A 13,329-nucleotide genomic window follows, 5' to 3' on the forward strand; every position below is an offset into this window, starting at 1 on the left:
TACTGACGGTAAATCAGCTTTGGGGGCACAGGTATGGGGACGGGCAAGCGCGGTCTGATCGCTACGGCCGTGACCGTGATCGGCGCGGTCGCCGTCCTCGCGGCACCGGCCACCGCGTTCGCCGCCCCGAGTCCGACCCCCACCCCCTCCCCCACGGCCTCGCAAACCCCCGTCACCACCAAGGACCTCGAGGCCGTACGCGAACGTCTCGACGCGCTCTACCACGACGCCGCCGTCGCCACCGACGCCTACAACGCCGCCGAGGAGAAGGCCCGGCAGCAGTCGGCCCAGATCGTCGCGCTGGCCAAGAAGATCGTGCAGGGCCAGGAGAAGCTGAGGAAGCTCAAGGCCCGCGCGGGTGCCGCGGCCGCCGCCCAGTACCGCACCAACGGCCTGCCGGACGAGGCCCAGTTGATACTGAGCGACAACCCGCAGGAGTTCCTGGACGCCACCGGCCGCGTCCTCCAGGGCCAGCGCGCCACCAAGGCCCTCATCGCCGAACTCACGCAGACCCAGCAGGACTTGAAGCAGTACGCCGACGACGCATCCGCCCAGTGGACCAAGCTGGAGGCGGGCCGCAAGGCGAACGCGGCGGCCAAGAAGAAGGTCGAGCAGCAGATCGCGGCGGCCGAGCAGCTCGAATCCCAGCTGGAGGAGCGGGAGAAGGAGCGCCTCGCCGAACTGGAGGAGCAGGCCGCCCAACGGGCCCAGAGCGCCTGGCTGGACTCCGGCATCCTCGACGAGATCGACGGCAAGGCCAGCGAGGCCGGCAAGATCGCCGTCCGGTACGCCACGGCCCAGATCGGCAAACCGTACGAATGGGGCGCCGAGGGCCCGCACTCGTACGACTGCTCCGGACTGACCTCCCAGGCCTGGGCGAGCGCGGGCAAGCCCATCCCGCGCACCTCGCAGGAGCAGTGGAAGCAGCTCAAGCACGTGGACATCAAGGACATGCGGCCCGGCGACCTGATCATCTACTTCGACGACGCCAGCCATGTGGCGATGTACCTCGGCGAGGGCGCGATCGTGCACGCCCCGCGCCCCGGACGCACGGTGACCCTCGCGGGCGCGGGCTCGATGCCGATCCTCGGCGTGGTGCGACCGGACGCGTGAGGGTCTCCCCAGGGCGGCGATGAGGGGCGCCCCAGGGCGGCATGAGACGCAGGTCATGTGACGCGCCGCACCCCTGACGGCCCCGCAAACCTCTCGCGAACGTGACGTTCGTCATCCCCGCGACACCTGTCACCTGTCCAACTGCGGTACCAAACGCGGCATATGACAGTGGCCACCGGCCAAGCCACGTGTCGCACACCATTCCTTTCCCGGCCCGGCACCCGCTATGGTCCCCGTCGGTGGATCGAGACCCCTCGCCCCACCGTGCCCTCGGGGGGAGGGAAGGAATCCGAGACCATGCCCGTACCCATACCGCGGCAGCGTGCGATCCCGGCCGCGGAGAGTGGTCAGGCGCCGGCCGCACCCAAGGGCGGCCCCTCCAGGGAAGACGCCCCGCGCAAGGAAGCCACGGTCGACAACAACGCCGCCACCCAACTGACCCTGCTGGTGATCGAGGACGATCCCGGCGGCTCCACGGTCGTACCCGAACTCCTGGACCCGGCCGGCAGGCCGATCCGCGTCCGCACCGCCCGCAACCTCACCGAGGCCGAGCGGCTGCTCACGGACGACGTGCACTGCATCCTGCTCGACCTCGCGCTGCCCGGCTCCGGCCGTACCGCTGACGACGACGAGCTCGCCGTGCTCCGGCATGTCCTGGAGCTCGCGCCCCGGCACGCCGTCCTCGCGCTGACCGCGTCCGGAGACGCCGAGCGGGGCGCGGAGGCGGTACGGGTGGGCGCCCAGGACTACCTCTTCCGGGACGAACTGGACGGCCGGCTGCTGAGCCGGGCGATCCGGTACGCCGTGGAGCGGAAACGTTCCGACTCGGCGGAGCGCAGGCTCGCCGAGGGACGGGTGCGGGCGCAGGAGAACCGGCGCCTGGAGCGCGGCCTGCTCCCCACGCCGCTGCTGGAGGGCTCCTCCCTGCGGTTCGCCGCACGGTACCGGCCGGGACGCTCGCGGGCCCTGCTCGGCGGGGACTTCTACGACGTCGTCCGCACGCCCGACGGGACCGTGCACGCGATGATCGGTGACGTCTGCGGGCACGGTCCCGACGAGGCGGCGCTCGGTGTGGAGCTGCGCATCGCCTGGCGGGCGCTGACCCTGGCGGGCCTGTGCGGGGACGAACTGCTCGGCACGCTCCAGGAGGTGCTGGAGCACGAGCGCTCCGACGACGAGATCTTCGCCACCCTGTGCACGGTCGACATCGCGCCGGACGGGCGCCGGGCGGGACTGTGCCTCGCCGGGCACCCCTCACCGCTGGTGGCCAGGCCGGGCCGCCCCGCACGCCTGCTGCCGTACGACAACAACGGTCCCGCCCTGGGACTGCTGCCGGGCGCGCGCTGGCCCCGGATGCAGGTCGAGCTGGGCGCCGAGTGGAGCCTGATGCTCTACACCGACGGGCTCATCGAGGGGCACATCGGCCAGGGCCGGGAGCGGCTCGGGCAGGACGGGATGGTCGCCATGATCCGCCGCCAGCTGTCCGAGGGCCTGCGGGGCGAGGCACTGCTCCAGGCCGCCGTCAACGAGGTTCGCTCGCTCAACGGGGGCGAGCTGGCGGACGACGTGGCCGTGCTGCTGCTCGACCGGGAGGGTTAGTTCCCCGCGCCTCTGAGGGGCACTTGCCCCTGAAAGGGGCGCTTCCAGCGACCTCCGTTGCAGGGGCCCGCTAGCGACCTCCGTTATAGGGGCCGTAAGGACCGTCGCTGCTCGAACCCCTGCCCCGGCCGCTGCGGCCGCCGCCCGGCAGCGCGCGGATCGCCGGACGTACGTCGACCATGTACACGATCGTGGCGATGAGGCCGATGATCGGCAGGAACGACAGGATGTTGAAGATCAGGTTCACCACGAAGGCGAGCCCGAGGATGATCAGCCAGAAGGGCTTGGTCTTCTTGTCGGCCGCGCGGTAGGCGTCCTCACGGCGGATGGCGGCGTCGAAGAGCGCGAAACCGCTGAAAACGATCAGGGCCATGCTCAGCAGCCACATGAAGCCTGCGAACCCCTGCATCAGCACAACGTCCACCACCCGACTCGGCTCGTCATTACGCGATTGAGCGATTACGCGGTCACCGTACCCGCTCCCGCGAGTCGGCTACCCGGAGAACGGGCCGGGCACTCGGTAAGTGCCCGGCCCGTAGCCCTGATGTGTCCCGCGGGGGTCCTACTTGGCGGGCGGGGTCTTCTTCGGCGTGGTCTTGCGCGGGGTGGCCTTCTTGGCGGCGGGAGCCGTCTTCTTGGCCGGGGCCGGCGCGGGGGCGGCGGCCGTGGCAGTGGCGGGCTTGGCGACCGTGGCCGGGGTCGCGACCTTGATGTCGCCCGGCTCGGCGTCGGGCTCGACGGCGATCGCGAGTTCCTCGATCTCCTCGGCGGCCTCGCCGCGCCAGGTCTTCACGGCCTGCTCGCCGTGCTCGGCGACCTTCTCGTAGGTCTCACGGGCCTTGACGGCGTACTCGGCGGCCACGCCCACGCTGCGCAGGGCGAGGTCCTGGGCGGACTCGCCGAGCTTCTTCAGGTCGGCGTCGAGGGTGGAGCCGAGCTTCTTGATGTCGCCGTCCAGGCTGGTGAGGAACTCACCGAACTTCGCCTGAAGGGTCTCCTGCGTCTCCTTGACCTTGGCGCCGGCCTCCTTGGCGCGCGCCTGGGCCTTCTCCTGGACCACCTTCGGGTCGGTGCCGCGCACGGCCTCGATCCGGGACGGCGCCTCGGCGCGGAGCTGCTCCACCAGGCCGGGCACCTTCTTGGCCTCCTGGAAGGCCAGGTCACCGGCGCCGGCGAGGAAGTAGAGCGGGGTCGGGTCCTTTACGGCCTTGCGGATGTCGTCGGTGATGGCCATGGCGATGGTCCTCCCGGGTCGCTTTCTGCTGAGGGTTTTGGGTCCCGCGTGCCTGTCGGCGTGCTGTCGAGCCGGGTCCTGACTCAACTGGCCGTCTGGTGCGGGTCGGCGTCGCTGCCGTCGGTCGTACGGGGGTCTTCAACGGCGGTGCCGTCCAGTACGTCACTGTCCTGGACGTCGCTGTCGTTCTGCGTGGCGCTCTGCGTGTCGGTCTGCGTGTCGCTCTGTGCGGGGGCCGCGTCCGCCGGGGCGATCTCGAAGCCGTTCTCCTTGCGGAAGGACTCGTAGATCTGGAGCAGCACCTGCTTCTGCCGCTCGTTGAGCGTGGGATCGGCGATGATGACCGCACGTGTCTCCACGTCGTCCCGGTCCCGCTCGGCGTCGAGGATGCCGGCCCGCACGTACAGCGTCTCGGCGGAGATCCGCAGGGCCTTGGCGACCTGCTGCAACACCTCCGCGCTCGGCTTGCGCAGCCCGCGCTCGATCTGGCTCAGATACGGATTGGACACCCCGGCGGCATCGGCGAGCTGCCTGAGCGACAGCTGCGCGGTGCGCCGCTGTTCACGCAGATACTCACCGAGATTGCCGACGTTGAGCGATGCCATGCCTCTACCTTGCCCCACCCCCGCTAACTATTGCAAGCACTCGCTTGCAAAAGTGCGCCACGCCACGTGGAGGGGGGAGCGGGACGGGGGGCCGGAGCGGGACGGGGGGGCCGGTGCCCTGTCCCCTCAACCGAGTGGTTCAACCTCCTGCCTCAGCGAACTCGTCCCCCTATCTTTGGCTGATGCGTGCACACCAAATTGACCGGCCGGCCGATCTCGACGTGGTCCGCGAGTCCTATGACCGGGTGGCCGACAACTACGCCGAGATGGTGGCGACGACGGGAATGGGCGACATCCGTCGTCATCCCTGGCTCAAGGCATCGATCGACGCTTTCGCCGACACCGTGAGCGGGCTCGGGCCTGTCCTCGATGTCGGCTGCGGGCCCGGAACGGTGACCGCGTACCTCGCCGAACGCGGACTCGACGTGTCCGGAGTCGATCTCTCACCCCGCATGATCGAGAACGCGCGCCGTCTGTATCCGCACTGCCGCTTCAGCGTCGCCTCCGCCACCGACCTCAGCCTCGAAGAGGCGTCACTCGGAGGCGTACTCGGGTGGTGGTCGCTGTTCAACCTTCCGCGTGGCGTCCTTCCTCAGGTCCTCGCCCTGTTCGCGCGGGCCCTGAAGCCGGGCGGACACCTCATCACCGGAACGCACGTCGGCGACGAGGACGCGGTGCGAACGGAGGCCTACGGAGGTGTGTCCGTCCGCTGGACCACGCACAAATGGCAGCCGAAACAGTTCGTCGGTCTGATCGAGCAGGCCGGACTGCGCCCCGTCGCCGAACTCCGGCTCCCGGCAGATGAGTTCAGCGGGCCGGGTCTGGTCGTCATGGCCGAGCGCCCCGCCTGAGGATCAGGTGCCGGAGGCGGCGGCACAGGGGCTCGTGCCGGGGCTCGTGCCGGGGCTCGTGCCGGGATTCATGACCTGGCGCCTATCGCCGGCCGGAAACCCTTGGGCGTTTCCACAGCGTGGGGAACCATGAAGCATGCGCCCGGACGACTGGTACCTCACCGAAGACGTCGACGACTTTCTCGCCCGCGCTGGAGACTTCCTGCGCGGGCGCCCCGGTCCGCACGTCATGCAGCTGACCTGGGCCGAGAGGGTGCGAGCACGTGGGGCGGAGTCGTTCGGCACCGACGCCCCCGTCTTCGGCGTGCTGGAGCAAGCGGGCGAGGTCCGCGGCACCTTCTTCCGCCTCCCACCGCGGGGTATCGGCCTTTCCCCGCTCACGCCCACGCAGGCTGACTCCCTCGCCGCCCGCCTGGCCGCCCTCGGGCACTCACTTCCCCGCGTCAGCGCGGACCACGGCACCGCCACCGCTTTCGCCGAGGCCTGGCAGCGGCACACCGGGGCTACGTCGAAACTCGGCGACATCCGGCTGTGTCTGTACCGCCTGGGCACGCTCACCCCGCCGGAGCCGATGCCGGCGGGCCGGAGCCGGGTCCTGGGCGAACAGGACCTCGAACAAGTCATGTTCTGGTGCGGCGAGTTCGCCAAGGCCGTCGGGGAAGACGTCTCCATCGACGCCGACACGTGGGCCGAGACCCGCTACGCCGACAAGCGCTACACGCTCTGGGAGACCGCGGACGGCACTGCCGTCTCCATCGCGGGCATGAACCCGCTGATCGGCGGCCAGATCCAGGTGGACATCGTCTATACCCCGGCCCACCTGCGCGGTCACGGCTACGCGGCCGCTGTCACGGCGGAGGTGAGCCGGGCCGCGCTGGCCGCGGGCGCGAGGGACGTCGTCCTGTTCGCGGACCTGTCCAATCCCACCAGCAACGCCCTCTACCAGCGCCTCGGATATCGCGCACTCGCCGACTGGGCTGTGTACGACTTCTCGCATGTCCCACCGGAAGCCGGTTGAGGACTCCGACTGTGTGTTCACCCAGCGTGGAGGTGAGGGGTCTGGCGGTGGCGACCGGTCCGCCGGACGATGGCGGGATGGGGAAGCGGGAGACTCCGGAGGAAGCGGTCCGCCGACTCGGGCGGGAGGTTTTCGGTTTCCTGACGGAGGCGGGGTTTGCCGGACCCCATGAGGTCGATGGCGGTTTCTCCTATACCGGTCACGGCCTGCGGATCACCCTCTACCACTACTACTGGAAGAACGAAGGCGAAGTGATCGCGGCGGTCCGGATCCTGGGGGACTCCGGTCCCAAGGCCAGGGCCTACATTGCCCAGTTGTACGCCGAGTGCGGCCTCGGGGCCGTCAATCACCTGCCCAGCCACGCCGTCGGCACAAGGCTGACCGGACTTCGCGTCCGAGCCTTCGCCGCAGCCCTGCAAGCCCTGTTGCCACACCTCCTCGCGCCCGGTCGCACCGCGCTCATCCAGCGGGCATCCGCCCGTCCCTGAGGCTCGTCCCTGACGCACGGGCCTGACGCACGGGCCTGACGCACGGGCCGTTGTGCACGCGGCTCGCGAGAACTGTGATCCTCAAGCGACAGCGTTTCCGTCACCTCGCCGGGGTGTCGGTCTCGTTCCTCGCGGATGCGGAGCGGACCAAGGGGACCGTCGTGGCGCTGGAGTGGCGCGACGACGACACCGGCACGTCCCGCAGATCCCGCTCGCACAGCGGGCCCGCCGCCTACCCCGTGGTGGAGTTCACCTCGGCCGACGGCACGGCGAGGACGTTCCGCAGTTCGACGGGGTCCAACCCGCCGTCGTACGACAAGGGAGACCACGTCGAGGTGCTGTACCGCGCCGACTCCCCCGACGACGCACGGATCAACGGCTTCGCCTCCCTGTGGCTGCTGCCCCTGATCTTCGGCGGGAATCGGGCTGCTCTTCGCGGGGGTGGGGACGGCCCTCGCGGTGGCAGGACGCCGCCGACGGCCCTGACGGCACCTCCGGGCTTCCGCGTCACATGGAACGGCAGGGTCGTCGAACGCGGCGAGATCCACTACGGGCCACACGCCCCGCGCCGGACACACCCCACTGGCCCCCTGCCGCCGACCACACTCACCGGACCCACGCCCCAGCCACCGGGCTCCCGCGCCCTACACCCGCCCCGCCACGACCACGAACTCCCGGCCCGGCCGATCCGGTGCGTCCCGTACGTCCTCCACCACGAACCCCTGCCCGACCAGTTCCGCCTCGATCTCCGCGCGCTCCCGGAAGCGCAGGGTGGAATCCGAGGTCAGCGTCAGTCCGTCCGCGGCGAACACATAGGTCCACCGGAACGACACCAACTGCCCCTCCACACCCGTCACTTCGACCCAGCTCTCGACCGCCCCGACACCCGCAACCTCCGTCACGGCGTACGACGCCTCCCGGTTCCACTCCTCCCAGGCCCGCCGGGCCGGGTCTCGCGTCTCGAACACCAGCCGCCCGCCGGACCGTAGGGCTGCATGCGCGCCCCGCAGGGTCCCACGCCAGGCATCCGCCGCTACGATCTGCTGCGCCACATTGGCCGTCATGGTCACCAAGTCAACACGAAGCGGAGGCAGTTCGGTCGCGTCCCCGTGGATCCAGCGCACCCGTTCCGCACCGGGCTTTCCCCGGGCCACGTCGAGCGACGCCGACGCGGGATCGACGCCGACGACCTCGACCCCCCGCTCGGCCAGCACCAGCGCGAACACTCCCGTCCCACAGCCGACGTCGAGCACCCGCCGCGCCCCGAACTCCTCCACCATCCCGACGTACGCGTCGAGATCACGGCGATCGGGATCGAGCGGATCGTAGACAGCGGCCAGCCGCGGATCGTTGAAACCTTCGTCAGCCATGGGGCCGACGGTAGGTCGAGTGCGCCCGGGCGGACCACCCGATATCCCGCGCACCCCTCACCCTCTGATCCACTCCTCCAGCACAGCGAAGTCCTCGTCCACCAGGCCCCGTTGAGCCTCCACCCGATGCACGAGCGCCTTGCCCGGATGGTGCCCCGCCACCCACACCCGGTCGGCATCAGTGACCTCGTCGTCGACCCAGATGAAGTCCCGGCCGGCTGCCCAGGAGACAAGGGGACGGGTCTTCCAGTGCAGCCCGGTCCGGCCCTCGTCGTCGGCGTCGGCGTCCGGCCAGTCCACGAGCGGGAGCGGCGGCAGTCCGAGCCAGGGCGCCAGGCAGGTGTTCGCGTCGTCCATCCACGTCGTGGCCCACACCAACTCGCAACCGAGCGAGGCGAGGCGCGCACCCAGCGCGGGATCGACGCGGGCCAGCAAGGGGTGGCCAGCGGCCTCCGCGGGCAACGCGAAGACGGGCTCGTACAGCGGATACGCCCCCACAGGACCCGAAGCGCCCGAAGACCTCGCTGCCCCCACCGGACCGGAATCCCCCACCGCCCCGAACGGCAGCAGCGTCCCGTCCACGTCGAGGAACAACAGCACCGCGCTCAGCCCTCGAACCCGCCCTCGGCCAGGGCCTCGTCAACGCGCCTGCGGTGCGCCGTCTCCCACTGCTCCAGCGTCTCGTCCGCCTCCTTGGCCAGCTTGGCGCGGGCGGCGGTCAGGGTCTCCGCCAGGCGCGCGCCGGGCACGGCGACGACCCCCTCCTCGTCGGCCACCACCACGTCCCCCGCCTCGACCCGCACCCCACCGCACCGCACGGGCTCACCCAGCGGCGCCACGGCCTTCTTGGTGCCCGGGATCGGGATGACACCCCGCGCGAACACCGGGAAGCCGGACTCCCGCACCTCGGCCAGGTCCCGGATCACCCCGTCGGCCACGAACCCGGCGATCCCCCGGCGCTGGGCCACCGCGCAGACGTTCCCGCCGGCCAGCGCGTAGTCGAGGTCACCGGACTCCACCACGATCACCGAACCGGCCGGCGCCCGGTGGATCGCCGCGTGCAGCATCAGGTTGTCGCCGGGAGGGCACCGTACGGTGAAGGCCGGCCCCGCGATCCTCGGCACCGGTCCCCACAGGGGCCTGATCCCGATGTCCATGACCTGCTCACGGCCGAGAAGATCGGCCAGTGCGGTCGTGGGAACGTCCGCAAACTCGTTGGTCTCGATCATGTGCCGGACGTTACCGTGTGGACATGACTGCCGGGTCGGCCATGCGCCGTGAGCGAGTTGGGTGCCCGGCCTCTGAGTGAGGCCGCTGGGGGTCCCCCCGCTCCGGCGCCGTCGCACGTGGGGCAGGGCCAGGGGCCCGCCGCTCTCTCCGAGTCCTCCAGGAAACGACCAAGAACCGACCGGAGACCAGAGAGAGCAGCACAAGTGACCAACCCCGCCCGCCCCTTCCACGACTTCAACCAGCGGATCATCGACGAGTTCCGCGCCCACCACGGCCAGGTCGGCGGCCCCTTCGAGGGCGGCCGTCTGATCCTGCTCACCACCACCGGCGCCCGCACCGGCACCCCGCACACCACTCCCGTCGGCTACCTCCCCGACGGCGGCGACCGCATCCTCGTGATCGCCTCGGCGGGCGGCTCGCCCCGCCACCCCGACTGGTACCGCAACCTCCTCGCGAACCCCCAAGTCACCGTGGAGAGCGGTGTGTTCACCTACGAGGCGCGGGCTGTCGTCCTGGCGGGCGACGAGCGGGACCGGGCCTTCGCGCGGGCCGTGGAGGCGGACCGCGGCTGGGCGACCTACCAGGAGAAGACGGACCGGGTCCTCCCCGTGGTCGCACTGCACGAGATCGCGCGCCCGGGCCCGCCGACCATCAACGCCGGCTCCCCGGGCGAGGCGATCCGGCTCGTCCACGGCGTCTTCCGCCGCGAACTGAACCTGATCCGCCGCGAGTTGACGGCCGGTGGTTCGACCCTGGGCGCCCAGCTCCGGGTGAACTGCCTGACGTTCTGCCAGGGCCTGCACAACCACCACACGGGCGAGGACATGGCCCTGTTCCCGTTCCTGGCCGACCGCCACCCGGAGGCGGCGCCCGTCCTCGACCGTCTGCGCACGGAGCACGAGCACATCGCGGCCCTGGTGGAGGAGCTGCGCACGGCACTCGCGGACCCGGACCCCGCTGCCGTCCGCACCGACGTCGACCGCCTGACGACCGAGCTGGAGGCTCATCTGACGTACGAGGAGGAGCAGTTGATCCCGCTTCTCGACAGCGGCGTCTGACCCGGCCGCACGGGCGGCCGCAGCCCTGCGACGGCTAGAACGGCAGCGGCCGCCCGTGCACCACCTCCAGCCGCGACACCGCCCGGGTCAGCACGACGTACAGCCGGTGCAGCCCGCGCTCCTCCGCCTCCGCGATCGCCGCGGGCTCGACGGCCACGACATGGTCGTACTCAAGTCCCTTGACCAAAGCGGCCGTTACGACACTCACCCGCGCCCCGAGCTCGTCCGGCCCGGCGGCGGGGATCCCGGCCGCGTCGAGGGCGCGGCGTACGTCCTCCACGTGCTCGTCGGCCGCGACGACCCCTACGGACCCGTCCTGCGCGAGCGCGTCCCGTACGGCCGCCACGACCGCCCCCGGCAGCGCCTCCGCGTCGGCCACCGGCCGCATCCGCAACTCCCCGTCCTGCCGCAGCGACCGCCCCGCCGGCACCTCGACGTCCAGCCGCTCCAGGAGCCGGTTGGCGAGCCCTACGACGGCCCGCGGCACCCGGAACCCGACGGTCAGCGGTACGACGGTCGCGTCCGGCTTGCCGAGATGGGCGAGGACGGTGTGCCAGGAGCGGGCCGCCCACGGCGTGGTCCCCTGCGCCAGATCACCGAGGACGGTCAGGGACCCGAACCGGGCCCGGCGCGCGATGGCCCGGCACTCCATCGGCGACAGGTCCTGCGCCTCGTCGACGACGAGATGGCCGTACCCCTCGGGATGCTCCACCAGCCCGGCGACCTCGTCGAGCAGCACCAGATCGGCGGCCGACCAGCGCGCCGACTTCCACGACCGCGGCGGTCTGCCCCACAGCAGCTGCTGTTGCTCGCCGGCGTCGAACAGCCCGTCGGCGTGGGCGGCCAACGCACTGTCCTTCGTAAGCAGTTCGGCCAGCAGCTCCTCGGGCCGCACCTTGGGCCATACGGCGTCGAGGAACGCCCCGACCGCCCTGGACCGCGAAATCCGCTGCACCCAGGCCCCGTTCTGCGGCCCGGCCCGCCGCTCGGCCTGCAACTGCACACTGCGCACCACCCGTCCACGCACCCGCTCCCGCCCGGTCCCGTACGGCGGTTCCTCCTGCCGTACGTCCGAGACGATCCGTGCGAGTTCACCACCCGGGACGCGCCAGCTGTAGGAACCGTCCCTGATCTCAAGCGAGTTGACCGGCGCAGTCGACACACGTGCGTAGAGCGCCCGGCGCAGCACCTCCGCCATGCGGGCGTCGTGCTTGAGGACGGCGGCCGGGCGGGGGTCGGTGCCGGTGACGGGGTGGCGGGCGATCTCGTCCTGGAGCGTGGACTGGCGCACGCCGGTCTCGCCGAGTGCGGGCAGGACCTGGGAGATGTAGGAGAGGAAGGTCCGGTTGGGGCCGAGGAGGAGGAGTCCGCCGCGTCGCATCCGCTGCGGGTGGGTGTAGAGCAGATAGGCGGCGCGGTGCAGCCCGACGGCGGTCTTGCCGGTTCCGGGAGCGCCCTGTACGCACACGGAGACGGCGAGGTCGCCCCGTACGAGATCGTCCTGCTCGGGCTGGATGGTCGCGGCGATGTCCCGCATGGGCCCGATGCGGGGCCGTTCGATCTCGCGGGCGACGATGGCGCTGGGCCCCGACTCGCCTGCGCTCAGATGCTCGTCCTCGAGCCCGGTGAGGTCGGCGGAGTCCCCCGCGCTCCCCGGCGCCCACCCGAACCGCCGCCGCACGGCGACGCCCTGCGGATCCTGCGCGCTCGCCTGGTAGAAGGCGCGGGAGACGGGGCGCGCCAGTCGACGACGAGGGGCGGGGCGGCGGGATGTTCGGTGATCCGCAGCCGCCCGAGGTGGTAGCGCTGCCCGCTGTGGTCACCGCGGTCGAAGTCCAACTTGCCGAAGAACAGGGGACCTTCGGGCAGCTCCCGCATCTCCTTGGCCTGACTGCGCAGCTGGTACCCGAGGACCTCGGCATCGGCGCCGGAGGCGGAGACGTCCTCACCGACGACGACCTGCCGCTGGGCCCCGTCGACCATGGCGGCGAGGGCGGCACGGCAACGGTCGTGGTGGACGCGCTCGCGGCGCAGGGTTTCTTTCAGGTCGGGGTCGGGGTCGGGGCCGGCCGAGGCTGAGGTCATGGGGAGGAGCGTACGCGAAAAAACACAACCGAGTTAATTTTTTAACCCGGCTTCACTTTGCCTCGACCAGCCAGGGCAACCCGCCCGCCAGCATCCCGAACGCCCGCTCGGCCGCGGCCACGGCCTCCACGCGCACCTCCTCGATCGGCTCCCCCTCGGCAATCCGCCGCCAGTTCTCCAGAGCGAGCACCCGCCGCACGGCAACGATCTGCCCGGCGGCGAGCCGTGCGTCGAGATCACCCCCGAGCACCTCGGCAAGCGCGGCTTCCTGCCGCTCCAGATGCCCGTGCGCCCGGGCGACGAGCGAGGGAGTCCCGTAGAGAAGCCGGTGAAAGGCGAGCACCTGCGGATGATCACTGAGCCCGGTCACGGGATCCCCCCGCTCCAGCCCCTCGAGAAAATGCCGCCGCAGAGCGACGAGCGGCGCCTCCTCGGACTCCGCCACGACCCGCGCGGCCTCGTCCTCATGATCGGCGATCCGATGCAGGACGAGATCCTCCTTGACCGGGAAGTACCGGAAAAGCGTGGGCTTGGAGATCCCGGCAGCAGCGGCGACCTCAGCAACGGACACGGCATCGAACCCCTTCTCCAGAAAGAGCCGGATGGCGATCTCGGAGACGGACTCGTATGTCTGCTGCTTCTTACGCTCCCGCAGGCCCAGCTCAGCGCTCATGGCAG

At 71.0% G+C, this 13,329-nt stretch carries 13 protein-coding genes and 2 pseudogenes; 7 read left to right on the forward strand and 8 right to left on the reverse strand.

The features are described from left to right. Positions 1-33 precede the first annotated feature (33 nt). Positions 34-1,113 carry a C40 family peptidase gene (locus H295_RS0135750; RefSeq protein ID WP_020140161.1) on the forward strand — a complete coding sequence of 360 codons (1,080 nt, stop codon included), beginning with the start codon at positions 34-36 and terminating at the stop codon, positions 1,111-1,113. Positions 1,114-1,410: 297 nt separating this feature from the next. Beyond that, positions 1,411-2,712 carry a PP2C family protein-serine/threonine phosphatase gene (locus tag H295_RS0135755; protein WP_020140162.1) on the forward strand — a complete coding sequence of 434 codons (1,302 nt, stop codon included), beginning with the start codon at positions 1,411-1,413 and terminating at the stop codon, positions 2,710-2,712. 70 nt (positions 2,713-2,782) lie between these two features. On the opposite strand, the gene H295_RS0135760 is transcribed toward H295_RS0135755, so the two are convergent. The 3 genes from H295_RS0135760 to H295_RS0135770 form a co-directional block, all read right to left on the reverse strand. Then, positions 2,783-3,121, reverse strand: a complete 339-nt coding sequence (locus H295_RS0135760) for a DUF2516 family protein (RefSeq protein ID WP_030318102.1) — start codon at positions 3,119-3,121, stop codon at positions 2,783-2,785. Positions 3,122-3,274: 153 nt separating this feature from the next. Further along, positions 3,275-3,946 (reverse strand): hypothetical protein, encoded by a 672-nt coding sequence (locus H295_RS0135765; protein WP_020140163.1) that lies wholly within the window; start codon positions 3,944-3,946, stop codon positions 3,275-3,277. An 83-nt stretch (positions 3,947-4,029) separates the two neighbouring features. Next, positions 4,030-4,551 (reverse strand): helix-turn-helix domain-containing protein, encoded by a 522-nt coding sequence (locus tag H295_RS0135770; protein ID WP_020140164.1) that lies wholly within the window; start codon positions 4,549-4,551, stop codon positions 4,030-4,032. 182 nt (positions 4,552-4,733) lie between these two features. Here H295_RS0135770 and H295_RS0135775 point away from each other — a divergent pair, with 182 nt between their 5' ends. The 4 genes and pseudogenes from H295_RS0135775 to H295_RS48215 form a co-directional block, all read left to right on the forward strand. Then, on the forward strand, positions 4,734-5,402 hold the full coding sequence (locus H295_RS0135775) for a class I SAM-dependent methyltransferase (protein ID WP_028810051.1): 669 nt from the start codon (positions 4,734-4,736) through the stop codon (positions 5,400-5,402). 136 nt (positions 5,403-5,538) lie between these two features. Then, a complete protein-coding gene (locus H295_RS0135780) occupies positions 5,539-6,420 on the forward strand; it encodes a GNAT family N-acetyltransferase (protein WP_020140166.1) in 882 nt (293 codons plus the stop codon). Positions 6,421-6,497: 77 nt separating this feature from the next. Then, complete coding sequence (locus tag H295_RS0135785; protein WP_051135674.1) at positions 6,498-6,908, forward strand: hypothetical protein; 411 nt, start codon at positions 6,498-6,500, stop codon at positions 6,906-6,908. Positions 6,909-7,069: 161 nt separating this feature from the next. Further along, a pseudogene (locus H295_RS48215) lies at positions 7,070-7,231 on the forward strand (DUF3592 domain-containing protein); the annotation flags it as partial. 321 nt (positions 7,232-7,552) lie between these two features. Here the strand turns inward: H295_RS48215 and H295_RS0135795 are convergent. From H295_RS0135795 to H295_RS0135805, 3 genes are read right to left on the reverse strand one after another with little or no spacing between them, the layout of a single operon-like run. Further along, positions 7,553-8,278, reverse strand: a complete 726-nt coding sequence (locus tag H295_RS0135795) for a class I SAM-dependent methyltransferase (RefSeq protein ID WP_020140168.1) — start codon at positions 8,276-8,278, stop codon at positions 7,553-7,555. Between the two features lie 57 nt (positions 8,279-8,335). Beyond that, entirely contained in the window at positions 8,336-8,878 is a 543-nt protein-coding gene (locus tag H295_RS0135800) for an HAD domain-containing protein (RefSeq protein ID WP_020140169.1), read from the reverse strand. 5 nt (positions 8,879-8,883) lie between these two features. Further along, positions 8,884-9,507: an RraA family protein gene (locus H295_RS0135805; protein WP_020140170.1), complete on the reverse strand. Its 624-nt coding sequence runs from the start codon at positions 9,505-9,507 to the stop codon at positions 8,884-8,886. Between the two features lie 204 nt (positions 9,508-9,711). Here H295_RS0135805 and H295_RS0135810 point away from each other — a divergent pair, with 204 nt between their 5' ends. Further along, a complete protein-coding gene (locus tag H295_RS0135810; RefSeq protein WP_020140171.1) occupies positions 9,712-10,566 on the forward strand; it encodes a nitroreductase/quinone reductase family protein in 855 nt (284 codons plus the stop codon). Between the two features lie 34 nt (positions 10,567-10,600). Here H295_RS0135810 and H295_RS44140 read toward each other — a convergent pair. Together H295_RS44140 and H295_RS0135820 are read right to left on the reverse strand one after the other, a co-directional pair. Next, positions 10,601-12,651, reverse strand: a pseudogene (locus tag H295_RS44140) (HelD family protein). 52 nt (positions 12,652-12,703) lie between these two features. Then, positions 12,704-13,324 (reverse strand): TetR family transcriptional regulator, encoded by a 621-nt coding sequence (locus H295_RS0135820; protein ID WP_020140174.1) that lies wholly within the window; start codon positions 13,322-13,324, stop codon positions 12,704-12,706. Positions 13,325-13,329: the final 5 nt, after the last annotated feature.

The organism is Streptomyces sp. 351MFTsu5.1 (assembly GCF_000383655.1).
GTDB classification, from domain to species: Bacteria; Actinomycetota; Actinomycetes; order Streptomycetales; family Streptomycetaceae; genus Streptomyces; species Streptomyces griseorubiginosus.

Bases quoted from the DNA above. Each gene is read 5' to 3' on its own strand.
- H295_RS0135750 (WP_020140161.1), top strand. From the start codon at position 34: ATGGGGACGGGCAAGCGCGGTCTGATCGCTACGGCCGTGACCGTGATC.
- H295_RS0135755 (WP_020140162.1), top strand. From the start codon at position 1,411: ATGCCCGTACCCATACCGCGGCAGCGTGCGATCCCGGCCGCGGAGAGT.
- H295_RS0135760 (WP_030318102.1), bottom strand. From the start codon at position 3,121: ATGCAGGGGTTCGCAGGCTTCATGTGGCTGCTGAGCATGGCCCTGATC.
- H295_RS0135765 (WP_020140163.1), bottom strand. From the start codon at position 3,946: ATGGCCATCACCGACGACATCCGCAAGGCCGTAAAGGACCCGACCCCG.
- H295_RS0135770 (WP_020140164.1), bottom strand. From the start codon at position 4,551: ATGGCATCGCTCAACGTCGGCAATCTCGGTGAGTATCTGCGTGAACAG.
- H295_RS0135775 (WP_028810051.1), top strand. From the start codon at position 4,734: ATGCGTGCACACCAAATTGACCGGCCGGCCGATCTCGACGTGGTCCGC.
- H295_RS0135780 (WP_020140166.1), top strand. From the start codon at position 5,539: ATGCGCCCGGACGACTGGTACCTCACCGAAGACGTCGACGACTTTCTC.
- H295_RS0135785 (WP_051135674.1), top strand. From the start codon at position 6,498: ATGGGGAAGCGGGAGACTCCGGAGGAAGCGGTCCGCCGACTCGGGCGG.
- H295_RS0135795 (WP_020140168.1), bottom strand. From the start codon at position 8,278: ATGGCTGACGAAGGTTTCAACGATCCGCGGCTGGCCGCTGTCTACGAT.
- H295_RS0135805 (WP_020140170.1), bottom strand. From the start codon at position 9,507: ATGATCGAGACCAACGAGTTTGCGGACGTTCCCACGACCGCACTGGCC.
- H295_RS0135820 (WP_020140174.1), bottom strand. From the start codon at position 13,324: ATGAGCGCTGAGCTGGGCCTGCGGGAGCGTAAGAAGCAGCAGACATAC.